Genomic DNA, 21,404 nt, shown 5'->3' with positions numbered 1-21,404 from the left:
CCTACTCGTCGCCTCTTCTACTGTTTGTGGTACCGGATGGATGGCGTTGTGAGTGTTACGGATACAGCCCCTTTTTCGTTAGGGCTGGAGTGTCGGTGCGCGCGGTATTGCCGCGACTGGCTTCGCGGTTTCAGGGGGTGTCGGGGGGTGGGATTGTCGATGTGTGCGGCGAGCTGTTTCGGCGGGTGGAGTTGCCGATTGCTGTTGCGTTTTCTGGACGTCAGGTGTGAGCGTTTGAGGTTAGGTTCAGTGCCGCGCTGTCGTGGGAGTCGGGCATCGTCGGGTCCGGTGTCCGAGCTCAGCGTTGAAGATCATCTGCTGTCCCGGATTGGCTTATTATCGGCTCGGATTTCCCCGGATTTGCATAGATCATCTCCGGGGGTTCGGGCCTGGGGGCTCTCGGGTCGTCGTGCCGGGCTGGTGGTGGCCGCGTGGCGGGCGCCGGGAGCGGGTGAGGCGCGGTGCTGATCGGCTTTGATGGGGCTTTGAACTGGCTTTGAAGCGCCTGAGAAGCGGCATTGACGCGCTTCTGGGGTAGTCCCGGTCGGTTATGGCGGGTGGACCTGTGGTGGTGGTGCCCGGTGGGTCGGGCTGGCGCCCGACACCTCAACCACCCTGCTTCGCTGACGGCCGGTCGAGGTGTCGGGCGCCAGCCCGACCCACCGGGAGGGTGGTCGCGGAGCGGCCATGATCATCAGTACGTAGTTCCATGCTTTGAGAGAAGGAAGGTCAAGGTCAAGGTCAACTGACTGCGGCGTGGGTGGGTGGTTGAGCTGCGTGGGGTGTGTCTGTCCGTAGCACCTGCGCCTCTTGGGGGTGATTGGCCGGTTTTGACTGGCGGTGGACTTTGCGGCTCGTTCTAACCCTTACGAGGACTCTGTTCTTGGGTGCTCCGCGCCACTTGATAGCGAATTACGTAACGAAGCGTAGCAGCAGCGATCATTGCCGTTAAGCATATGAAGACTGCATCTAGAGAAAAATTGACCCAGTCAGGCGTGCGCCAGTCGATCGAGGCGCAGTTGGAACCAAACAGTGCGATCGCGCAAGAGATCCAAGATCTGCTGAATGTTTCGAACATCGAATGCAGCTCGATCCCGAATCCCCAGCCAAAGCGGGCCATGAGCACTGCTGTAGTGATGCTACACACGGTAGCGATACTGAGATGGAGCGGAGTCGGCGGCGGCTTTCCGGTCGCGAGACTTTCGATCAGTTCGTAAGTCAGTCCGTACGCGTAGGCGATCGCTCCGATGGCTGCAATTTTACCGACCAACACTATCGCCTCAAGCGTGTTTGGGCGCCGCCGGCCCACTTCCCTTGATCTTTTGCAGCACTGTCTTAACGTGAGGCTTGAGAGCGTTTTTGATGGGAGTAGTGAGGGTCTTTTTGACTGCCGAGGTGATCGCCCCACCGGGGATGGCACCAAAGACACAGTCCACGGCGGCGTCTACTGCAATGTTGCTCGCCTCATCAACCTTCCCCGTCTTGAGCAGTTCCTTGGCTTGGCTCTTGACGGGGCCATTGAGGACACTGATGGCGCATCCGGCCAAGGCTCCGACTGCCCATACTGGGAGTACGCGGCTGTTCGTCCGGCCGTCTACGAGGTAATCGCGAAGACGCTCCTCTTCTTGAGGAGTGATAGTCCCGTTGGACCGAGCATCGCGCACGATGGCTTCGGCGCTTGATCGAAGTGCGGCGATCTGTTCTTCCGTGAATGGCGCGGGATCAGTAGTAGCGTGTTGAGACACTTGTTGGATAGCTGACGCAGCGTGGAGCGCGGGGTGATTCACGGGGGCGGCTCCTGTGCTTGCGCTCACCGCAACGGTGACGGCGATCGCGACAATGGCGGTCCGATGCGCGCACTTCTTCATGCTCACGAACGGATGTGAACATGCGGCCTCTTTGCGGGTCAAGGGGGAGTGCGGAGCGTGTCCATTCACGCACAGTTGGTTACTCCCCAGATTTGGATTTGTCTGTTTTGTTGACGTTTTAGGTGGTACGTCGGATTCGATGGTTCGTGGGCAAGTCGATCCGGACCGGAGCCCGCCCCTGGCGGGTGAGGACCGGAGGCGGCGCGGCAGCCCGGGGTTGTTCGGTTCAGCGCAGCGCCCTGCTCTGCGGGACCTCGTCTTTTGCGTTACCCAGTTAGCCGGGCTAAGTGTGTAGCTTGCTCCGCCGCAGGCGGGGCCGTGGCCGTTCTCCCGGGCGGTGCGGCTGGGAGTGACGCGTCTGCGCGGGACCGGCACCGGTCCCGGGATCACAACACTGTGCATAGGTGTGGTCGCTGTTGATCTTGGGGTGTCGGTGTCGAGCGCGTCGTACGCGTGCGTCGTCGGCCCGGTGGGCCGCGTCGGTGGCGTTCCGCCGCTGAAGGTCAACGGCCACCGCACCTATGCATCAGCTGATGATCGTCGGTGGTGGGCTCCGGTTCGGTGCCGGTCGCGGTGCCGGGCGGCCGGTTCACGGCGCAGTAAGATGTGCGTTTTCTTAAGGAAAACGCGGGCGGCGCCCCGGCGGGGCTGCTGCTGCTGCTGCTGCGGTGGTGGTGGGTGCGGTGCCGCTAGGGCTTGGTCGTAGGCGGGGTGGGGTGACACGCCGGTCTGACCTGGGGGTACGCGACAGACGGGCCTGCGACCTGGGAGTATTTGAGTGCCCGAGCAGACAACAACCAAGTCAGAGTTTCGGGTGAGCGCGAGCGAGCCCGCCCCCCTCCGGCCGCGTCAGCGGCCGGAGACAACACAGGGCGAAGCTCAATGCCCTGGACCGGCACCGCGCCCTTGGCGGCGGTGGTGAGGAGTTCCCCCGGATGACTGGCTCTGACCTGTGGGTTCCCCCCGGCGCTGTCCCCGATACCGATCCCCGGGGCTCTGAGAGCCTCTGTGAGGCCCCGATTGAGGGCCCGGGCTACCTAGGTCGGGGGGCTGCCGTTTGAGGCGGCTACGGCGATCTGGGGGCGTTTGTGGACGTCGCGGTACCCGCTCGCCGCGGACGAGTTCGACGACGGCGTGTGGCGGCAGACCCGGGAGGAGGCGATGACCCGGATGCACGTCGAGCTGCACCCCAAGCAGGTGTGGGGTCTGATCGGCATCGACGGCGACAGCACCGACGCGGTCCTACGGATGGTCTCCACCGTCGACAGCCACCCGATGCCGAACGTGATCATCGAGAACCCCGTCAACGGCCACGCCCACGCCGGGTTCGGCATCACGACACCGATCAACGTCACCAACTACGGATCACGCCGCGCGGTCCGCTACGGCCTCTCCATCGAAGAAGCGCTACGGCGTGCGGTGGGCGGGGACCCGTCCTATCCCGGACGGCTGATCAAAAACCCGTTCCACTCCCGCTGGATCACCCACTTCCTCCACGACAAAACCTCCACCCTCAACCAATTCGGCGCGATCCTGACCGCCGCCGGACACATGCCCGGCCGCAGCTGGCACAACCAACGCCGCCGCGCCCCCGTCGGCTACTCCCGCAACGAAACCCTGTTCCACATGGTCCGCCGCTTCGCCTACCGCGAAATGCGGCACCACTGGGGCGACGCCGAGGGCTACCGCGCCGCTGTCGCCAAACACGTCGCCATCCTCAACGCCGATTTCCCGATCCCCCTCGGCGGGAACGAACTCGGCCACATCTCCCAGTCCATCTCGGACTGGACGATCAACTACTCCCGCATGTGGAACGACGGCCCCGCCGCCTACGACGCCGCATTCTCCGCCATCCAAGCCGCACGCGGCAGGAAAGGATCAGGACGCAACGGCGGACTCGCCGGATCCGGACGTAACGGTGGACTCGTTGGTGGCCCTGTACGAGGTGAGCGTGAGGCTGAGGAGTCGCGGCAACTGCGTGAAGCAATGGCCAAGGTGGCGTTCTCATGACAGCGCAAATCCCGAAGCGCCGAACCAAGACCGGCCGAGAACTCGCCGAACAGTTCGGAGTGTCCCGTTCCACGGTCGTCAAACTGATGGCCGAACCACGAAGCGACTATGAACGGCGAGCGCGACAACGTCGTGCCGCTGCGGTGCAGCTCCGCCTCCAGGGACTCACCTACCGCGAGATCGCGGAGCGCCTCGACGCCAGCATCGGGTCCGTCGGGCACGTGCTTTATACCGCCCGCCGCAACGGCGAATGGGCGACCGCCGTGGAACGCCGCACCGTCAATCACGCAGAGTGATATTTCGGGGGATGTCCCGAAACGCCCCCCAAGCCTCACCAAGCCTCACCAGCCTCACCACCCCGGACATTCCCCCAGGTTAAGCCGCGTTTTGGGGTGGTGAGGCTTGGAGGGGTGGTGAGGCTTAAGCCTCACCACCCCCACCTCGAACTGCCCGCTCAGGCAGGCCGAAGGTCGCCCTGGATGGGTTCTGACCAGCTACGATATCGACTTGACGATCATCTGACGGTCATTCTCACTGTCAGTGACCAGGTCGGGTGTGTAGCGCCGCCATGCGTCAGCGAAGGACTCGCGGCGGAAGACCTTGACCTGCCCGAGCCCAGGGAACCGGGCTTGCACGGACCGGATGTCGTACTCGCCCAGGAGTTTGCCGAGGCGCATGGCGGTGAGTCCTTCCCCGCGTGGCCCGTAGTCGGCCCACGGCGCCTCCGGATCAGCCCGGAGCTGCTGAAGGAGCCGCATGGTCGGCAACGCCTGCTCGTCCCCGAACGCCGCATGGCAGTCGGCGAGCAGGCGGATGCGTTCGGATCGGTCGTCCCCGGTGTCTTCGGCTTGCAGGGGTGCCGGTAAGGATCGTGTCATCAGCCGCAAACGAGCGCTGGGGGCTTGACCCTGAATCTCTGGTCGCGGCGGTGTCCGGGGGGTGGGAGTAGCGTCCGTGCGTGGCGCGTGAGCTGGGTCAGGACGAACTGATCGATCGGTGGACGCTGGTCGAGGCCGAGCTGGCGATGGTGGCCGGCAAGCGTGGCGCGACGCGGCTCGGGTTCGCGGTGTTGCTGCGCTTTTACACCGAGCACGGCCGGTTTCCCCGCAGCCGGAGCGAGATCCCCGACGCCGCTGTGGACTACGTGGCCCGGCAGGTCGGTGTGCCGGTGACCGAGCTGGCGTTCTACGACTGGTCCGGCCGCACGATCGAGTTCCATCGCAGCCAGATTCGCCGGACACTGGGGTTCCGGGAGTGCAGCGTCGCCGACGCCGACAAGCTCACCGAGTGGCTGGTCACCACCGTCACCCAGACCGAGCGCGGCGCTGAACGTGTCCGTGACCAGCTGCTGGACCGGTGCCGGGAGGAACGTATCGAGCCGCCCACCGGCGGCCGCGTCGACCGGATCGTGCGCTCGGCGCTGCACCGCGGCGAGGAGCTGCTGTTCGCACGGGTGGCGATCCGCTTATCCGAGGCGGTGCGCGTTCGGCTGTTCGCCTTGGTCGCGGCCGGTGCCGATGACGACGGCCAACCCGGCGGGGACGGTGACGGGCCGGCGGTGCTGGCCTCGATCCGGTCCGATCCGGGCAACGTCAGCCTGAACACGATGTTGACCGAGATCGCCAAGCTGGAAGCGGTACGGGCGGTCGGCCTGTCAGCCGGCGTGTTCGCCGACATCGCCCCGAAGGTGGTCGCCGCCTGGCGGGCGCGGGCGGCGGTCGAGGCGCCCAGCCACCTGCGCGGACACGCGCCTGAGGTGACGCTGGCCCTGCTGGCGGCGTTGTTGCACTGCCGGGAACGGGAGATCACCGACACGCTGGTCGAGCTGCTGATCTCCACCGTGCACCGGATCAACGCCCGCGCCGAGGTCCGGGTGACCAAGGAGCTGATCAAGGAGTTCAAGCGGGTCACCGGCAAGGAGAACTTGCTGTTCCGGGTCGCCGAGGCGACCGTGAACGCCGGCGACCAGCTCGTGCGCGACACCGTGTTCCCGGTCGCGCCGCAGGCCGTGCTGGCCGACCTGATCGCGGAGTTCAAGTCCTCCGGGCCGACCTACCAGCGCACCGTGAAGGCCACGCTGAAGGGCTCCTACACCAACCACTACCGGACTGGGCTGATCAAGCTGCTGGACGTGCTGGAGTTCCGCAGCAACAACACCACCCACCGGCCGGTGCTCGACGCGCTGGAGCTGATCACCCGCTACGCCAGCGCCGGGAACCTGCACTACTACCCGGCCGGCGAGCACATCCCGGTCCATCGCGGCCTGAGCGAGGACTGGGAGGCGCTGGTTTACAAGGACGACAAGCGCCGCCGGCAACGGGTCGTGCGCATGGTCTACGAGGTGTGCACCTTCCAGGCGCTACGCGAGCAGTTGCGGTGCAAGGAAATCTGGGTCGTCGGCGCGGACACCTGGCGCAACCCGGCCGAAGACCTTCCGACCGATTTCGAGGACCATCGCGTCGAGCACTACCAGGCGCTGCGCAAGCCGCTGGACCCCAGCCAGTTCATCGCCGACCTGCAAGCCGAGATGCGCGCCGAGCTGGAGGCCCTGCACACCGCCCTGCCGGGCTGCGATTGGTTGTCGATTAGCGACCGCGCGGCTGGCGCGGTCAAGCTGGCCCCGCTGGAGGCCTCGCCGGAGCCGCGCAACCTGCGCCGGCTCAAGCAGGCTGTGCAGGCCCGGTGGGGCACGGTGCCGCTGATCGACATGCTCAAGGAGGCGGTGCTGCGCACCGGCTGCCTGTCGGCGGTGACCTCGGTCGCCGACCGCGGCACCTTGCCCGAGCACGTGCTGGCCGAGCGGTTGCTGCTGGCTATCTACGGGTACGGCACCAACACCGGCATCCGTGCGGTCGCCGGCGGCGAGCACGGGCATTCCGAGGACGAGATTCGCTACGCCCGGCGCCGCTACCTGAGCACCGAGGCCGCGCGGCAGATCGCGATCGAGATCGCCAACGCCACCTTCGCCGCCCGCCAGCAGACACTGTGGGGCGACGGATCCACCGCCGTGGCCAGCGACTCGACTCACTTCGGCGCGTTCGACCAGAACATCTTCACCGAGTGGCACTCCCGCTACGGCGGCCGAGGGGTGCTGATCTACTGGCACGTCGAGCGCGGCTCCGTGGTGATCCACTCGCAGCGGCTGAACTGCTCGGCCTCCGAGGTGCACGCGATGGTCGACGGCGCGATCCGGCATGGCACCGACATGCAGGTCGAGGCCAATTACGTGGACACGCATGGTCAGTCCGAGATCGGGTTCGGCATCACGAAGCTGCTCGGGTTCGACCTGCTGCCGAGGATCAAGCGGATCAACAAGGTCAAGCTGTACCGCCCGGCTGCTGGCGAGCCAGACGCCTGGCCGGGTCTGGCACCGGCGATGACCCGCCCGGTCCGGTGGGACCGCATCGCTGAGCAGTACGACCAGATGCTCAAGTACGCCACCGCGATCCGCGTGGGCACCGCCTCGACCGAGGCGATCCTGCGGCGATTCATGAAGGCCAACGCAGCGCACCCGACCTACCAGGCGATGATCGAGCTGGGCCGGGCGCAAAAGACCATCTTCTTGGCCCGTTACCTGCACAGCCGGGCACTCCAGCGAGAGATCCACGAGGGCCTGAACGTGGTCGAGTCGTGGAATCGGGCCAACGCGGTCATCTTCTACGGCAAGGGCGGGGACCTGGCCACCAACCGGCGCGACGAGCAGGAGATGAGCGTGCTGTGCCTGCGGATCTTGCAGGCCGCCCTGGTGTACGTGAACACCCTGATGATCCAGGACCTGCTCGCTGGCTCCGAGTGGGACGACGCGCTCACCGCTGAGGATCGGCGCGGGCTGACGCCGCTGTTCTGGGCGCACGTGCTGCCCTACGGCGAGGTGCGGCTGAACATGGACGCCCGTCTTCGCCTGGCCGCCGCCGCCTCCAGCGGCTGACTGGCCGGTCTCGAAACCAAGGTTCCGCGACAGCGTGCAGGCGAGTTCGGACATCGACATCACCCCAGGTCACGCTGTCTCACAATCTAACGTCGAAACACCGCCTCGAAACACGGCCACATGGTAAACTTATGAGACAGTTGCGGGAGGAAACGAGACGATCATGACCGGCGAGTCCGCCATTACCGACCCGCGGATCGCCGCCGCCCTGGATGCCGACCGGGACCAGGCCAGGACGGTGACGTGATGGAACTGGGCTACGCCCGCGTCTCGACCACACACCAGGACCTCGAACGACAGCTCGACGCCCTGGGCCACCACGGCATACCCGACGAGCGGATCTACACCGACAAGAAGACCGGCGCCACCATCGACCGGCCCGGCTTCACCGAGCTGCGCCGCTACGCCCGCTCCGGCGACACGATCATCGCGACCAACCTCGACCGACTCGGCCGCAATCTGCGCGAATGCCTCAACGTCGTGCACGAGCTGCGCGAGCAGGGCATCGGGATCAAGACCCTGAAGGACCCGATCCCGATCGACACCACCGACGACTCGCCGATGGCCGAACTCGCCGTCGCGCTACTGGCGCTGTTCGCACACATGGAACGAGTGTTCATGCGCGAACGCGCCGCCCACGCCCGCGAGGCCACCGCAGCCACGGGCAAACTGCCCGGCCGACCCCGCAAACTCGACCCCAACCAGCTCGCCGCGGCCCAGGCCGCCCTCGACACCGGCCAGACCGCCGACCAGATCGCAGCCGCGTTCGGCGTCAGCCGCGCCACCCTCTACCGCAACCTCACCGAAAATAAACCCGCTGACCAGCAATGATCGACTCGTTTGCGGCTGGTGACAACTCCCTTACCGGCGCCCCGAGTTGGCGGCCCGGTTCGGGACCAGGATGGTCGGGGAGGTCGGGTTGCAGCTGGTCGGCGCCGGGTCGGACGAGGGCTGGGGCGCTTCGGTGTTCTCTGGTGGGTACAGCGGGGCGGGGACGGTGCGCCGCCAGCACGCGTTCCTGTTGGACCCGAACCGGGTCCGGCAGATGCCGCCGCACCACCTCGCGTGGGCGAGCCCGGACAAGGTCGTCTACGGGCTGGTGACGCCGCTGTCGGGGCGGTCGCGGGTGCTGGACGAGGCGGTCGGGGTGGAGGAGCCGGTGTCGGGGCCGGTGTTGACGCGCCGCCAGCTCATGGCCGGTCACGCCCACGCACGGCGAGACCGGGGCGGTAGCGGCTCCGGGGACGGCGGAGGAAGCGGTAGCGGTGGTGGTGCTGGTCAGGGTGGTGCTGGTCGGGTCGGGGCGGACGCCGACATCTGGCTCGGCGACATCGACGGCGACATCGACGGTGGGGGAGGTCAGCGGTGAGGACCGGTCTGGTGACGGGGCCCGAGGTGGCGCGGGCGGCGGCGATCCTGGGTGTCGCCCCGTCCGCGTCACCGGAGGTGGTGCGTTCGGCGTGGCGGGCGGCGGTGCGCCGCGAGCACCCCGACGCCGGTGGTGATCCGGACCGGTTCGCGGTGGTGTGCGCAGCGTATGAGCTGCTGCAGGAGGCTCAGGCGCAGGATCGGGCGCAGGACTGGGTGTGGGCGGTCCCGGCGGCGTCGGCGGTCCCGGCCCCGGCGCAGGCTCCGGTGGTGACCCGGCCCGGGCCGGGCCCGGCGGCGGTGCTGATCGCGACCGGCGTGGCCGAGGCCGGGGTGCTGGTCGGCGGTGCGGTGGTGGTCGGTGTGGCGCCGGTGGCGACGGTGATGGTCGCGATCACCGGCGCGGTGCTGGTCGGCCGGTATGTCTACCTCGCCCTGGGCCGCCCGGCCCGCCGCTAGCCCCGGCCGCTAGCGGTTGCCGCGCGGTCCGGCGACGGCGTTTCAGTCGCGCGGCGCGTCGGAGTTGACATCTGAATGGGTGACGACTTTGGCTAAATGGGTGACGACGACAACGACTGCGCTGAGGAAGAGGCCGGGTCTGCTGCGGGTGGTGGTGCGGCGGAGTGCTGGGGTTCTGGCGGTGGCTGGTGTGGTGCTGGCTGGGTTGGTGGCGGGACCGGCGCCGTCGGTGTGGGCGGGCCCGCCGTCGGGGGAGGACGTGTGCCGGGAGGGGCTTGCTCCGGCGGCGTGTCTGCCGGTGATCGAGTTCGATCGCGCGCAGAACGTTGAGGAGTTGTGGTTCGAGGTTGCGGCGCGGAGCACGGTGGTGTTCACCGTGACGATGGAGAACGCGGAAGGGCAGGGGCGTCATGAGCACACGGCCTGGGTCCGCAACGCTGCGGCGGCGCCGCAGGAGATGACCTGGGTAGTGCCTGCTTATGCCCGTGAGATGGACATGCGGATCGTGCGGGTGGAGTTCCACTCCGAATAGTCACTGCGTCTGCCCGCGAGTCGCCTTTCCGGGTCGGGTGAGGACCGGAAGCGGCGCGGCAGCACCAGGAGCTGGCCGCTGGTCCGGCTGGTCGGTGGTGGTCAGTGGTCGGAGAACTGGGCCGCGTTGACGCAGTCGGTGAAGCCGTACTCGTCGACGGCGGCTAGCCAGCGAAGGGTGTCGCCGTCGACGCGGTGCAGGGTGATGGTGCTGATGTCGGCGTCGGGTGGGGCGGTCTGCGCGAGGACTTCGACGACGGCGATGACTTTGTGGAAGACGGTGTGGAGGTCGACGTCGTCGATGGTGACCGCGCCGGGCAGCAGTTCGGGGGCGACGGTGGCGGTCCAGGTGCCGTCGTCGTGCTGGTGGTAGTCGGCGTTCACGACGATGGTCCCGATGAGCCGGAGCCCGAGCCCAAGCCCGTGGTCGGCGTCGCGGCCGGGGAAGGGCGGGAGGTCGTTGTCGCGGGCTTTGCGCTGTGCGCGGCGTCGGGCCTTGCTGCTCGGGTCGGTCCGGCGCTGCTGCTTCTTCTTACCCATCAGACCCAGTCTGGGTGGTGGTGTTGGTCAAGACCGGCACCCTGACGTCTATGCCGGGACGAGGTAGAGGTCGGCGGTGCCGTCGGGGTGTTCGTCGCAGAGCCAGGTCGTGACACCGGGTGTGGTGTGTCCGGCATCGGCGCAGGCAGCGACGTCGGGGAAGGTCCCGGCCTTCTCGTAGTGGATGTCCTCGGCGGCGGTCGCGACCCCGGCCGCGCCGAGCGTGAGCACGGCGGCGGCGCCGGTGGCGGCGAGGACACGGAGCCCGGTGGCGGTGGTCATGCGGTCGCGGTCCCTTCCTCAGATGCCGTCCCAGGTGCTGTGTCCGATGCTGTGCCGAGGGGGACGGTTTCGAATTCCAGCAGGTCAGCGCCGGTCCCGACCTGCGGGCGGTCGGTGTCGCAGTGCGCGGCCTCAGCGCCGACGGTGCGCCAGGCCTGGAAGGCGGCGTCGTGCTCCCAGCGGGTGTAGACGAAGTACCGGGTGTCGCCCGCGACGGGGCGCAGCAGCTCGTAGCCGAGGAACCCGGGCACCTCGTTCATGCAGCCCTGAGCGAAGCGGGCGGCGAACCGGGCCTCCAGCTCCGGTCCGGCCCCGTCAGGGACGGTGATGGCGTTGATCTTCACAACAGACACGCGGGTCTCCTGGGTGGGTGTTTGTGCTGGTGGGCAGGGGGTCATCCGATTTTTCGGATGACCCGGATCATGCCTGATCGCGTCGTTTCACGTCAGGACGGTTGGGGACCTGGAACTGGCGGCGCCACGCCCGGTGGGCGGGGCTTTCGGCGGTCTCGGGGAGCATCCGCAGGGTGTCGCGTAGCCAGGTGCGGATGGAGGGGTCGAGTTCGATCGCGCGGGCGGCGATCTCCTGGACCTCGGTGTCGCGCATCGCTTCGAGCAGGGTGAGGTCGGTCTGCACGGCGTCGGCGTGCTCGTTGTCTTCGAGGAAGTAGGTCGCGGGGATCTGGAAGAACCGGGCCAGGGCCTGGAGGTGCTTCACCGTTGGGTTGGACTTGTCCCCGTTACGCAGCGAGCACAGGTAGTTCAGGCTGATACTCGGCTCGTCACCCCCGGCGTGGTCTTCGATCCAGCGCACGGCCTCACGGGTGCTGTAAGGGCCGCGATCGGCGGGGTGCAGCGTCTTGAACGCCTGGTTGATCCGGTCGGCCAGGGTCTGCGCCCCGACGCGGCTCGCCCCGTCAGGACCGGTCGCGCCGCCTGCTGGGTCTTCTGCGTGTTCGGTGTCGTCACCCATGTCCGACGCGTCGCCTTCCCGTGTCGCGGTCCTCTACGAGCCGCAGGTCCGCGTTAACGTCTGCTCTGCTCTGCTCTGCTCTGCGGCTGTGCTGGGCCGAGCGTCGGTGAGCGAGTCCCCGAAGCATAGAGCTCCCCGCCAGAAACGAACATGAACAAAAGAGCGTCACACCGAGGGGTTGCCTTGAGCGGAGAGTCATGATCCGATACCCGCCAGTGACCATCCTGGTCGCTCGTCCACGCTCCCCGCTGGAGGCCGCATCTACGTGCTCGCCGCAGCGCCTATCGCGACCTAGTTTCCCCTGGTCGGCCCAGGGGACCAGCTTTTATTCAAGTCCGCCTCAAGCCAAGTCAGATAGTTCGCCCTCCGGGCGCCTCCGCCCGCGGCAGCGGGCCAAGAAGACAGGGCGAAGCTCAACGCCCTACGACCCGACCACCTACCCCGTCTCTCTGGAGCCCCCCTTGTCGTCGTCCCAGCCGCTGATGGCCCCTGTCTCGTCCGGTGAGGTCGAGCTGCGTGCGATGTTCGAGGGAAACTGGAAGCCCCGGCGCCCCTACGCCACGGACGACCTGGCCTGGGGCATCCGGCGGATGGGCCGGGACGCCGCGTTGCTGCTGGCCCACATCGAGGCGTCCCCGGTCGCGATGCTGACCTTCTTGATCGTCGACATCGACCACCCGGACGCGTTGCTGCGGGCGTTGTCGGCGAACGGGAACCATCCGATGCCGAACCTGATCATCACCAACCCGTTCAACGGGCACGCCCACGCCGTCTGGGTCCTGGCGACCCCGGTCTGTCGTACCGAGTACGCCCGCCGCAACGTCCTGTCCTACGCCGCCTCGGTCCTGGAAGGGCTCCGACGGGCGGTGGACGGCGACCGCCGCTACTCCGGACTGCTGATGAAGAACCCCCTCGCCGGGAGCTGGGCCACCCAGTACCTCCACGACCACCTGTGGACCCTCGGTGAGCTGGAAGCGGCCCTGCAGGTCGGTGGGCACATGCCACCCAAAGGGTGGCGGCAGCAGCGGGCACGCAAGGCCGATCCGTGCGGGATCGGGCGGAACTGCTCCCTATTCGACGGCGTCCGCCTGTGGGCCTACCGCGAGGTCCGACACCACTTCGGCGACCCGGCCGGATTCAAGACCGTCCTACGGGCCGGGGTGACCGAACGGAACCAGGAGTTCTCCACCCCGCTGCCCGCCGCTGAAGCACGCGGGATCGCCGACTCCATCCACCGCTGGATCACCACCCGCTCCCGCATCTGGGCACGCGGACCCCAGGCATACGACGACACCTTCAAGGCGATCCAAGCCGCCCGGGGGCGCAAGGGCGGCGCCGCAAAGACGGCAGCTCAGCTCGACACGCTCGTTCGCGCTCAGCGGCTGGTGTTCGGGTGACAGCCCTTGATCCTCGTCGCCGCCCAACGGCCCTGCCTGCCCGAGAGCTTGCCCAGCAGCTCGGACTCGGCGAGCGAACCCTCGTTCGTCTGATCGCGGAACCACGTGACGCTTACACTGCGCGGGCCAGGGCACGTCGTGCGACCGTCGCCGAGCTCCGCCTCCAGGGGCTCACCTACCGCGAGATCGCCGATCGGACTGGGCAGACGATCGGTGCGGTTGGCCGCCTGCTCCACACTGCCCGTAACAACGGCGAATGGGCCGAAGCCGTAGCGCGACACCGCCATCAAGCTCGGTGACAGACAGTGAGATTTCGGGGGATGTCCCGAAACGGCCCCCAATCCTCCTCAATCCTCCTAATTCTCCTAGATGGAGACGTATCAGCAGGTCAGACCCAAAGTTGATCTTAGGAGGATTGAAGCCCCTAGGAGGATCAATCCTCCTACGCGCCGCCAACGAAGCCCTGATGGGGCCTGCTCCAGCCAGTTGGAGTAGGCCCCATCAGGGCTTTGACCAGCTACAACGATGAGTCAGGAGGCGGTTCTGCACTGCTGTCACGATCCGTGACCAAATCTGGCGTGTAGCGCCGCCATGCATCGGCGAACGGCGCCCGGCGGTAGCCTTTGGTCTGGCCGAGTCCAGGGAAGCCGATCTTTTCGGACTGGATGCCGTACTCCTTGAGCAGTTCTCCGAGCTTCTTCGCGGTGAGTCCTTCGCCGCGTGGCCCGTAGTCGGCCCACGGTGCCTCCGGATCGGCCCGGAGCTGCTGGAGCAACCGCATGGTCGGTAGCGCTTGTTCGTCGCCGAAGGCGGTGTGGCAGTCGGCGAGGAGGCGGATGCGTTCGGATCGGTCGTCCCCGGTGTCTTCTGCCTGGAGGTCGAGGATGGCTTGGCGGGCGCGGTCGGGCCAGTGGCCTCCGGCGTGGTCGGCGATGGCGATGAGTGGTTCCCAGGTGTCAGCGGCCCGGTCTTCCACGGGCATGGCCGGTTCGGCGGCTTCCAAGACCGATAGGTCGTCGCGGAGCCAGCAGTGCAGCCGCTCAGCGAGCTTCTGGAGGCGCGGCCGGTCGCGTCGGTGCCGGTAGGGCGCCACCTGTTCTCCGGGGGCTCTGCGGCGCATGTGGACGACGATGGCGCGGTCTTCGATGGTGTCGGGCATGCGTCCGATCCCGGCCAGCGCGGCCATGGCGAACGTGGAGATGGACTCGACCCGGTTTTTGGCGAGGTCGTAGCGCTTCGCGGGCCGGTTGCGTTGGTGTCCGGCGTTGAGCAGGCCGCGGAGGTCTTCGTGGCCGGTGGCTGCGGGCCCGAAGATCGTGTCGGCCTCGTCGACGAGCATCGTCGGTGGATCAGCGGTGATGGAGCGGTAGACCGCCGCCGGGGTGGCGTTGACGGTGATGAACGGCTGGTGACACGCACCTTCGACGACGTCGAGGAGCCGGGATTTGCCGCAGCGCTTCTCCGGTGCCCGCACGACCAGGCGTGGCGCGTGCGCCCAGGCCGGTTGGGCGTGGGTCGCGGCGATCCACAGCACCACCCCGACCACGGCCGCGTCCGACGGCAGGGCGACATAGCGGCGCAGCGCGGCCTCCAGGTCGTCGAGGATCGCAGCACCGTCGGTGCCGGGAACCGTGCCGGTCGGGCCGGGTGGTGTCGGCGGAGTGAAGGTGCCGGATTCGGAACCTTCGACATGACCTGCGGTTTCGTCGTGATCGTGGGCGTTCACGTCGTCCTCCTGGAGGTGGTTGCGGCGGTTGCGGTGCTCGGGTGGTGTCGCCAGAGGCGGCCGGTCACGTCCGGCTCGTGCGGGTGCGGCACGAACTCGCCGCTCGGCCGGTAGGTGCGCAGTTCGGCGGCCGGATGGCCGTCCGGGTAGCGGCGAGACGCGTCCTGCATGGCTGCCAGGTCGTCGGCCCAGTACCAGCGCCCACGCCACGGCCCGTCGACCAGCACGGCCAGCTCTCGCCCGTCAGCGGACTGGGTGGCGAGTCGGGAGACCCGGTGCTGCCGCGTCGCTTCCGGTCCTCGCCCGCTGGGGCGGGCTGTGGTCCGGGTCGACTTGCCCACGACCAGCTGTGGGGCTGCGGTGGTGGTCATGCCGCGTCTCCGCGTGCCCATCGGGTGGGGTCGCCGTGGGGCGGATACCGGCGCCGCATCAACTCGGCCAGGGACGGCTGTTGGGCGAGTCCGGCAGCGGTGTAGGCGACCGAGACCTGCTTGCTGGCGTCGCGCAGCGCGACCCAGTGGGCGTGGCGCAGGTCGGCGACCTCCACGCCCACGCGGGCGGCGACGAGCAGCGGCGCGGTCGGCTGGGCTCGTCCGAGGACGGCGGCCAGCACGGCGGGGTCGAGGTGTCCGATGACGTCCAGGGCCTCGGCCCGATCCGGGTCGGACAGGCGCGGGACCGGGACTGCCAGGGCTCGACACGGGAGCGGGTCAGGTGCTGCAGGTGTTGCCGGTGGTTCCGGCAGTTCAGGAGAGCGGTGACTGTGTGTGGTCATGGGGGCTCCTGTTTTCGGCATGGCGAAGGGGAGGGAGGGAGGCACCGGGGTGCCTCTCGTCCCTGCTCAACTGCGGGTTTCAGGGGTGTGTGAGGGGGTGGGTCCCTGGACTCCCTGGGTGACTGTCGGTGCAGGTCATCCCAGGGAGGGAGGCGTCAGGGACCGGTCAGGGAGGGGGGAGGGAGAACTCCCTGCCTCCCTGACGCCTCCCTGACCGCCTCCGGCTAGAAGCAGCCCTTCTGCCCGGGCCCGAATTCATCACTGTCAGTGATGGATTCGTGGTCGGTGTGGGCTTCGTGGAGGCGTGCGGCGCTGAGGACCATGACGCCGTCGGACTTGTAGGGCCGAGCGTCGGCGGGCAGTTCCTCGGCGAGGCGGGCGAAGGTCCAGGAGCTGTAGTGGGCGCGGTCGAGTTCGCTGAGCGCGGCGAGTGCTTCCTGGGTGCGCATCCGCTTCGCGCCCGTTTCGGTGAGGACGTGGAGCAGGTCCTCCAGAAGGTCCCGGCGAGGCGGCGGTGCCGGGGCGGTCGCTGCTCCGGTGACGAGCCCGGCGTCTTCGCGGAGTTTGACGGCGCGGTCGACGATGGGGGTGAGTTCATCGATGCCGTTGCCGCGTTGGATGTAGAAGCAGCGCATCAGCCCGTCGCGGGGGCCGAAGCCGGAGGTCATGGCGGTGCCGAGGTCCCCGAGGTCCACGGTGCCGTCGCTGCCCACGGTCATGGGTTGCAGGGTGGTGGCGGTGATGCCTGCGGTGTGTTTGCCGGTGCCGAGGATGGCGTCGTTGCCGTGGTGGTCGCCGATGGCGAAGCACGCCCGGTTGGACAGGACCTTCGCCACCGCTCTAGGTAGGGACTCTTTCGAGGGGACTGGTGTCGCGAACAGGAACGTCACCCCGTACTTGCGGGCTTTCGCGACGATCTTGGCGACCAGCTCGGCGGCTTCGGCGCCGACGTCGGAGACGAACAGCTCCTGACACTCATCGATCACCACCACACGCGGGCGCATCGACGGGTCCGCCGCCGCGAGTGCCCGGGTCAGCTTCGGTTCCCCGGCTGCGGACAGTTTCCGTCCTCGTTCGGACAGCTCCGACATGAGCTGTTTGAGGCCGTTGAGGACGGTGGGGACCTCGTCGGGGTCGTCGGAGACGAACAGGGTGCGGGCGACGGGGGTGAAGGGGTCGTAGTCGGCGTTGTGGGCCATGCAGTAGATGTCGATCTCGACCAGTGGGTCGAGGATCGCTCCGGCGAGGACGTCGATGACCAGGGTGGATTTGCCGGAGCCCATCATTCCGGCGATGCCCCAGTTCGTGCCGAACAGTCGTCCGTTGACTAGGTCGGCGCGGGGGGTGACGCCGACGGGGACACCGCGGAAGTAGTCGGTGGTCCCGTCGTGCAGCAGCGGCCAGGGCGCGACCGGTTTCGTCAGTGAGCCTTGGTCGGCGACCCACAGGTCCAGCATGCCGGGGTGGTCGCGGGCTTCGGTGGGCCACACCTCCACCGGCAACCTCAGGAGGTTGTGGGCGAGGACGTCTTTGCGCTTGTTGAGCATCTCGACGGTGACGCCCTCGGGTAGCAGGAATTGGCAGTGCCAGCCCTTCCCGTCGTGGACGGGTGGGAGGTTCCAGCGTGGTGTCCAGCCGTGTTTGAACTTGGTGTTCAGGGCGCTCAGGCCGAGGTTGCGCAGGGCGTTGACCACGGCGCTTTCGTCGACGATCACGCCCCGCCCGCTGCCGTCCTCGTTGTCGGTGGGTGGTGCGGTCCAGGTGGGGGCTTCGGTGCGGGCTCGGCCGAGTGCCCACAACCCGAGCACCGCCCCGGCACCGGCGAGGGTGGCGATCACGGTGGCGTAGACGGTCACGAAGGTGACGGTCCAGGCCACGGCGTCGATCACCCCGGCAATCGGGGCGATGACCAGGGAAACATCCTTCGCCGCGATCGCGAGGACGGTCCCGAGGCCGAGGAGCATCCCGAGGGCGATCAGCGCGCCGACCCCAGCGGCGCGGGCCCAGGCGAGTGGGGCGTTGATCCAGTCCATGACTCGGCCATGACGCCGCTGTTTTTCGGCGGTGTCGCGGGCCTCCCATTCCAGGAGGCGGTCCTGGTCGCCGGCGATTTCGGCGGCGCGCATCTGCCGCTCATACCGGGAGGTGCCGTGGGTGTCGCGCCACCGCTGGATGAGGACTCCGGCGCCGGAGAACACGAACCACGTGTTCCTGACCAGGGCTTTCGTCCCGCCGATGGTGACGGGGTGGGTGGCGGCGGCGAGGGCGCTCCGGCCTGCGGTGTGCAGGTCGGAGCGGTAGAAGTCCCGCCGCGACACCACCACGTCCGTTCCCGGCGTCGAGGCGGTGTCTGTCTGCGGGCCGCAGGTGTGGTCGACGATCTCGCCCTCGATCACCACTGGGGCCTCGGCACCGGTGTCGGTGTGGTGGTGCAGGGTGATGACCGGCGCCAGCCCGTCCCCTGATGACGCGTGGTGGGCTGGGCTGGCGCCGCCAGCCTCGTCGCGGCCGGTCTGGTCGTCGTGGCGGTTGTGGTCGTCGTGGTGGCTCATCGCGTGCCTCCGGCGGTCTCGTCGCGGAGCTGGCGGGCCCGCGCGGCGGAGCAGCGCAGCGTGCGGCGGATGGATTCGGCCGAGCCGGGGTCGACCCGGCCCTCGGCGACGGCGGCCCGGAGCAGACCGCGAAGATCATCCAGGCTGCGGCCAGATTGGATTGGTTCAAGATCATGGTCGGGGTCGACTCCCAGGGTCGACGATGATCTTGGGTGGGTCGACTGTCGCAGGTCAGCCCTCGACTCCCCACCCGACTCCTCGTCACGGCGGTCGAGGACGGCGACACCGCCCCCAAGATCATCGTCGACCTCGGAGTCGAGGTCGGAGTCGAGGCAGTCGAGGGCCGGGTCGGTCTCGTAGTCGAGGTCGTTGGTGAGCCGGGAGCCGACACAGTCCGCGCCCTCGATGAGGGCGGCGAGTGCCCAGTCCCAGTCATCGGCGCGGCCCGCCCCGACCGGCACGGGCGGGGCGCCGTGGCGTCCCGGGCCGGTGGTCGCGGCGAGCGCCCGTCGGTGGACCTGGTAGGTCCCGGGCCGGTAGGTCAGCTGGGCGGTGCCTTCGGTGTCGATGACTGCTGCCTGCGCGTCGCGGACGGCGAGCCGCCGGGCGCGGTCGGTCTTCGCCTCCACCAGCGCGGACAGCCGCGCCGACCGGCGCTCAGCCCGGGAACGCGGTGCCCCGGCCAAAGTCAGTTGGTGCGCGGCGACCCCGGCGATGGACACGACCGCCATGACGACTCCGGCTGTCCAGCCTTGGTCGAGGCCGTGGAGGAGGTTCATCGAGGCCGCGACCAGGGAGAACAGCACCACCCCGGCCTGCAACCCGACTACGGGCCGGTGTGGGTGTCGGTGTCGGGAGGCGGTGATGGCGAGGGCGAAGGCCCACATGCCGAGTTCGGTGATCCCAGCCAGCAGCACGCCGCCCGGGCCGTAGATGGTTTGTCCGTAGGCGGCCATCGCGGGGGCGGCCAGAGCGAACGAGAGCAGCGCGATCGGGTAGATGAGCAGCTCGACGGTGTGGGTGGATGCCCAGGTCAGGGCCCTGTTTCGGGCGGCTGCCCGGGCTGTGGCACGGGCTTGTCGCTGCTCGGTGCGTCGACGTTCAGCGGCATCGCGGTCGGCCTGGGCGCGGTCGCGGCGGGCGTCCTGCTCGGCGATCCGCCGCTGCGCAGCAGCGTCGGCGGCTTCCCGGGCGAGGCGGGCGTCCAGGGCGCGGGACTCACGCCGTTCCGCGGCCCATGACGTGGAAGAAGAAGACGTGGTGGTCATGCCCGCGCCCTCCCCTCGACCTGCTGACCAGCCGAAACCGGCTCAGCGGGCGACTCGGCGGTGCCGGAGACGGCGTCGGCGGCGGGCAGTTCGCCCCGGGTAGTCGAGGCCGGGACGGCTCGGTGGACCTGCCGGAGGCGCAGCTCAGCGGCAGCCCACCAGCCGGTCACGAAGCCGAGCGGCGCGGCGAACCACCAGGTCAGGCCCAGCGTCGCCCCCGTCAGGGCGGTGACGACGGCGATCTCGACCAGCCGGTCCCGGCCCGCTGTGACGGCGCGGTGAAGGTGCGTGTTCATGCCGCTTCACCACCCTGACCAGCGGAAACGACCACGGGACGTCGTGTCGGGAGCGCGAGGAGACGGCCTGCGGTCGCCCCGTCAGACGCCTCGGTCGGCTGGTCGGAGTCGTGGAGGAGGGCGCCGTAGAGGCGGTCGATGACCCGCTCGGTCAGCCCGTCCGGGCACCACGAGAAGCCCTGGTCAGCGCCGGGATCAGGGTCGCTGTCGCTGTGGATCGAGAAGAGAATCCCCGGACCGGGGTGGAGACACACCAATGCCAAGGGCAGCATGGCCCATAGCCGATCACCTGTCTTTGTCAGGTCGTTCGGTTAGGTCGCCGCCCCGGAGTCCAATCCTGGGCGGTGACCGCAACCCCGCCGGGCTGGCGGGGACCGCTCCCTCAAGCAAGACACGATCTCGCCCCGGCTGTCAAGCACCGACCTCGACCAATCTCGCGGACCCCGCTGGCTGCTCGTCCGCACCTCAGATCAGTCACGAACCGTGACTGCTGCGCCTGGGGACCCGCCTAGTCGCTGTTTCTGCTGGTCAGGCCGCCTTCAGGGCGATCTTCGGCCTATGCGAGCGGGCGTTCCGTTGAGGGGGTGGGACGGATTGATCCGTCCCACCCCCTCAATCCGTCCCACCCAAAATCGGGACTTGACCTGCAAGAACACCTCAAGTGGGACGGATGGGACGGATGGGACGGATTGGGGGTCGTTTCGGGACATCCCCCGAAATCTCACTCTGCGTGACGAGTCGGGGGGTGGGGTGTCGCGCGGCGGCGGTCTCGATTATCGGGCGCGCCTGGTTGCGTTTCCGGTGCTGTAGGTTGCGGCGTTCCGCAGGTGTTGCCGGACGCCTACTCGTCGCCTCTTCTACTGTTTGTGGTACCGGATGGATGGCGTTGTGAGTGTTACGGATACAGCCCCTTTTTCGTTAGGGCTGGAGTGTCGGTGCGCGCGGTATTGCCGCGACTGGCTTCGCGGTTTCAGGGGGTGTCGGGGGGTGGGATTGTCGATGTGTGCGGCGAGCTGTTTCGGCGGGTGGAGTTGCCGATTGCTGTTGCGTTTTCTGGACGTCAGGTGTGAGCGTTTGAGGTTAGGTTCAGTGCCGCGCTGTCGTGGGAGTCGGGCATCGTCGGGTCCGGTGTCCGAGCTCAGCGTTGAAGATCATCTGCTGTCCCGGATTGGCTTATTATCGGCTCGGATTTCCCCGGATTTGCATAGATCATCTCCGGGGGTTCGGGCCTGGGGGCTCTCGGGTCGTCGTGCCGGGCTGGTGGTGGCCGCGTGGCGGGCGCCGGGAGCGGGTGAGGCGCGGTGCTGATCGGCTTTGATGGGGCTTTGAACTGGCTTTGAAGCGCCTGAGAAGCGGCATTGACGCGCTTCTGGGGTAGTCCCGGTCGGTTATGGCGGGTGGACCTGTGGTGGTGGTGCCCGGTGGGTCGGGC

At 68.1% G+C, this 21,404-nt stretch carries 21 protein-coding genes; 8 read left to right on the top strand and 13 right to left on the bottom strand.

The features are described from left to right. Nucleotides 1-1,280: 1,280 nt before the first annotated feature. Complete coding sequence (locus KPL57_RS22275) at nucleotides 1,281-1,874, bottom strand: hypothetical protein (RefSeq protein WP_226353046.1); 594 nt, start codon at nucleotides 1,872-1,874, stop codon at nucleotides 1,281-1,283. A 1,128-nt stretch (nucleotides 1,875-3,002) separates the two neighbouring features. On the opposite strand from KPL57_RS22275, the gene KPL57_RS22270 reads away from it, so the two are divergent. Together KPL57_RS22270 and KPL57_RS22265 are read left to right on the top strand one after the other, a co-directional pair. Beyond that, entirely contained in the window at nucleotides 3,003-3,878 is an 876-nt protein-coding gene (locus KPL57_RS22270; RefSeq protein ID WP_226353045.1) for a replication initiation protein, read from the top strand. Continuing rightward, on the top strand, nucleotides 3,875-4,174 hold the full coding sequence (locus tag KPL57_RS22265; RefSeq protein WP_226353044.1) for a helix-turn-helix domain-containing protein: 300 nt from the start codon (nucleotides 3,875-3,877) through the stop codon (nucleotides 4,172-4,174). Before KPL57_RS22270 ends, KPL57_RS22265 begins: the two co-directional genes overlap by 4 nt. Before the next feature lie 198 nt (nucleotides 4,175-4,372). On the opposite strand, the gene KPL57_RS22260 is transcribed toward KPL57_RS22265, so the two are convergent. Next, the gene (locus tag KPL57_RS22260) at nucleotides 4,373-4,756 is read right to left on the bottom strand and encodes a DUF3631 domain-containing protein (RefSeq protein WP_226353043.1); all 384 of its coding nucleotides are present in this window, start codon (nucleotides 4,754-4,756) and stop codon (nucleotides 4,373-4,375) included. An 80-nt stretch (nucleotides 4,757-4,836) separates the two neighbouring features. Here KPL57_RS22260 and KPL57_RS22255 point away from each other — a divergent pair, with 80 nt between their 5' ends. The 5 genes from KPL57_RS22255 to KPL57_RS22235 all read left to right on the top strand — a co-directional run bounded on the left by KPL57_RS22255 (nucleotide 4,837) and on the right by KPL57_RS22235 (nucleotide 10,165). Then, a complete protein-coding gene (locus KPL57_RS22255) occupies nucleotides 4,837-7,806 on the top strand; it encodes a Tn3 family transposase (protein WP_226351132.1) in 2,970 nt (989 codons plus the stop codon). A 246-nt stretch (nucleotides 7,807-8,052) separates the two neighbouring features. After that, on the top strand, nucleotides 8,053-8,637 hold the full coding sequence (locus tag KPL57_RS22250; RefSeq protein WP_226351775.1) for a recombinase family protein: 585 nt from the start codon (nucleotides 8,053-8,055) through the stop codon (nucleotides 8,635-8,637). Between the two features lie 70 nt (nucleotides 8,638-8,707). Further along, on the top strand, nucleotides 8,708-9,175 hold the full coding sequence (locus KPL57_RS22245) for a hypothetical protein (protein ID WP_226353042.1): 468 nt from the start codon (nucleotides 8,708-8,710) through the stop codon (nucleotides 9,173-9,175). 11 nt (nucleotides 9,176-9,186) lie between these two features. Then, nucleotides 9,187-9,633 carry a J domain-containing protein gene (locus KPL57_RS22240; protein WP_226353041.1) on the top strand — a complete coding sequence of 149 codons (447 nt, stop codon included), beginning with the start codon at nucleotides 9,187-9,189 and terminating at the stop codon, nucleotides 9,631-9,633. Nucleotides 9,634-9,814: 181 nt separating this feature from the next. Further along, entirely contained in the window at nucleotides 9,815-10,165 is a 351-nt protein-coding gene (locus KPL57_RS22235) for a hypothetical protein (RefSeq protein WP_226353040.1), read from the top strand. Nucleotides 10,166-10,266: 101 nt separating this feature from the next. Here KPL57_RS22235 and KPL57_RS22230 read toward each other — a convergent pair whose 3' ends face one another. The 4 genes from KPL57_RS22230 to KPL57_RS22215 all read right to left on the bottom strand — a co-directional run bounded on the left by KPL57_RS22230 (nucleotide 10,267) and on the right by KPL57_RS22215 (nucleotide 11,958). Beyond that, on the bottom strand, nucleotides 10,267-10,704 hold the full coding sequence (locus KPL57_RS22230; RefSeq protein ID WP_226353039.1) for a hypothetical protein: 438 nt from the start codon (nucleotides 10,702-10,704) through the stop codon (nucleotides 10,267-10,269). Between the two features lie 48 nt (nucleotides 10,705-10,752). Then, nucleotides 10,753-10,986, bottom strand: coding sequence for a hypothetical protein (locus KPL57_RS22225; protein WP_226353038.1), 234 nt, complete (start codon nucleotides 10,984-10,986; stop codon nucleotides 10,753-10,755). Then, nucleotides 10,983-11,339, bottom strand: a complete 357-nt coding sequence (locus KPL57_RS22220; protein WP_226353037.1) for an antibiotic biosynthesis monooxygenase — start codon at nucleotides 11,337-11,339, stop codon at nucleotides 10,983-10,985. The genes KPL57_RS22225 and KPL57_RS22220 overlap by 4 nt, the downstream gene beginning before the upstream one ends. Nucleotides 11,340-11,406: 67 nt before the next feature. After that, complete coding sequence (locus tag KPL57_RS22215; protein ID WP_226353036.1) at nucleotides 11,407-11,958, bottom strand: hypothetical protein; 552 nt, start codon at nucleotides 11,956-11,958, stop codon at nucleotides 11,407-11,409. Nucleotides 11,959-12,440: 482 nt separating this feature from the next. On the opposite strand from KPL57_RS22215, the gene KPL57_RS22210 reads away from it, so the two are divergent. Beyond that, nucleotides 12,441-13,355 carry a replication initiation protein gene (locus tag KPL57_RS22210; protein WP_226353035.1) on the top strand — a complete coding sequence of 305 codons (915 nt, stop codon included), beginning with the start codon at nucleotides 12,441-12,443 and terminating at the stop codon, nucleotides 13,353-13,355. Here the strand turns inward: KPL57_RS22210 and KPL57_RS22205 are convergent. The 7 genes from KPL57_RS22205 to KPL57_RS22175 form a co-directional block, all read right to left on the bottom strand. Next, nucleotides 13,334-13,636 carry a hypothetical protein gene (locus KPL57_RS22205; RefSeq protein WP_226353034.1) on the bottom strand — a complete coding sequence of 101 codons (303 nt, stop codon included), beginning with the start codon at nucleotides 13,634-13,636 and terminating at the stop codon, nucleotides 13,334-13,336. The genes KPL57_RS22210 and KPL57_RS22205 overlap by 22 nt on opposite strands. 236 nt (nucleotides 13,637-13,872) lie before the next feature. Beyond that, nucleotides 13,873-15,081 (bottom strand): DUF3631 domain-containing protein, encoded by a 1,209-nt coding sequence (locus KPL57_RS22200; protein ID WP_226353033.1) that lies wholly within the window; start codon nucleotides 15,079-15,081, stop codon nucleotides 13,873-13,875. Beyond that, complete coding sequence (locus tag KPL57_RS22195; protein ID WP_226353032.1) at nucleotides 15,078-15,452, bottom strand: hypothetical protein; 375 nt, start codon at nucleotides 15,450-15,452, stop codon at nucleotides 15,078-15,080. The genes KPL57_RS22200 and KPL57_RS22195 overlap by 4 nt, the downstream gene beginning before the upstream one ends. Continuing rightward, nucleotides 15,449-15,856 carry a hypothetical protein gene (locus tag KPL57_RS22190; protein ID WP_226353031.1) on the bottom strand — a complete coding sequence of 136 codons (408 nt, stop codon included), beginning with the start codon at nucleotides 15,854-15,856 and terminating at the stop codon, nucleotides 15,449-15,451. Before KPL57_RS22190 ends, KPL57_RS22195 begins: the two co-directional genes overlap by 4 nt. A 224-nt stretch (nucleotides 15,857-16,080) precedes the next feature. Then, nucleotides 16,081-18,408, bottom strand: coding sequence for a cell division protein FtsK (locus KPL57_RS22185; protein ID WP_226353030.1), 2,328 nt, complete (start codon nucleotides 18,406-18,408; stop codon nucleotides 16,081-16,083). Next, entirely contained in the window at nucleotides 18,405-19,676 is a 1,272-nt protein-coding gene (locus KPL57_RS22180) for a hypothetical protein (protein WP_226353029.1), read from the bottom strand. The genes KPL57_RS22185 and KPL57_RS22180 overlap by 4 nt, the downstream gene beginning before the upstream one ends. Further along, complete coding sequence (locus KPL57_RS22175) at nucleotides 19,673-19,972, bottom strand: hypothetical protein (RefSeq protein WP_226353028.1); 300 nt, start codon at nucleotides 19,970-19,972, stop codon at nucleotides 19,673-19,675. The genes KPL57_RS22180 and KPL57_RS22175 overlap by 4 nt, the downstream gene beginning before the upstream one ends. Nucleotides 19,973-21,404: the final 1,432 nt, after the last annotated feature.

This window comes from Pseudonocardia sp. ICBG601, from assembly GCF_020496245.1.
The sequence above is the reverse complement of the archived record's forward strand: the minus strand, read 5'-3'. Positions and strand labels throughout refer to the sequence as shown.

Bases quoted from the DNA above. Each gene is read 5' to 3' on its own strand.
- KPL57_RS22215 (WP_226353036.1), bottom strand. From the start codon at position 11,958: ATGGGTGACGACACCGAACACGCAGAAGACCCAGCAGGCGGCGCGACC.
- KPL57_RS22245 (WP_226353042.1), top strand. From the start codon at position 8,708: ATGGTCGGGGAGGTCGGGTTGCAGCTGGTCGGCGCCGGGTCGGACGAG.
- KPL57_RS22195 (WP_226353032.1), bottom strand. From the start codon at position 15,452: ATGACCACCACCGCAGCCCCACAGCTGGTCGTGGGCAAGTCGACCCGG.
- KPL57_RS22265 (WP_226353044.1), top strand. From the start codon at position 3,875: ATGACAGCGCAAATCCCGAAGCGCCGAACCAAGACCGGCCGAGAACTC.
- KPL57_RS22190 (WP_226353031.1), bottom strand. From the start codon at position 15,856: ATGACCACACACAGTCACCGCTCTCCTGAACTGCCGGAACCACCGGCA.
- KPL57_RS22185 (WP_226353030.1), bottom strand. From the start codon at position 18,408: ATGAGCCACCACGACGACCACAACCGCCACGACGACCAGACCGGCCGC.
- KPL57_RS22175 (WP_226353028.1), bottom strand. From the start codon at position 19,972: ATGAACACGCACCTTCACCGCGCCGTCACAGCGGGCCGGGACCGGCTG.
- KPL57_RS22210 (WP_226353035.1), top strand. From the start codon at position 12,441: ATGGCCCCTGTCTCGTCCGGTGAGGTCGAGCTGCGTGCGATGTTCGAG.
- KPL57_RS22180 (WP_226353029.1), bottom strand. From the start codon at position 19,676: ATGACCACCACGTCTTCTTCTTCCACGTCATGGGCCGCGGAACGGCGT.
- KPL57_RS22260 (WP_226353043.1), bottom strand. From the start codon at position 4,756: ATGACACGATCCTTACCGGCACCCCTGCAAGCCGAAGACACCGGGGAC.
- KPL57_RS22225 (WP_226353038.1), bottom strand. From the start codon at position 10,986: ATGACCACCGCCACCGGGCTCCGTGTCCTCGCCGCCACCGGCGCCGCC.
- KPL57_RS22250 (WP_226351775.1), top strand. From the start codon at position 8,053: ATGGAACTGGGCTACGCCCGCGTCTCGACCACACACCAGGACCTCGAA.
- KPL57_RS22230 (WP_226353039.1), bottom strand. From the start codon at position 10,704: ATGGGTAAGAAGAAGCAGCAGCGCCGGACCGACCCGAGCAGCAAGGCC.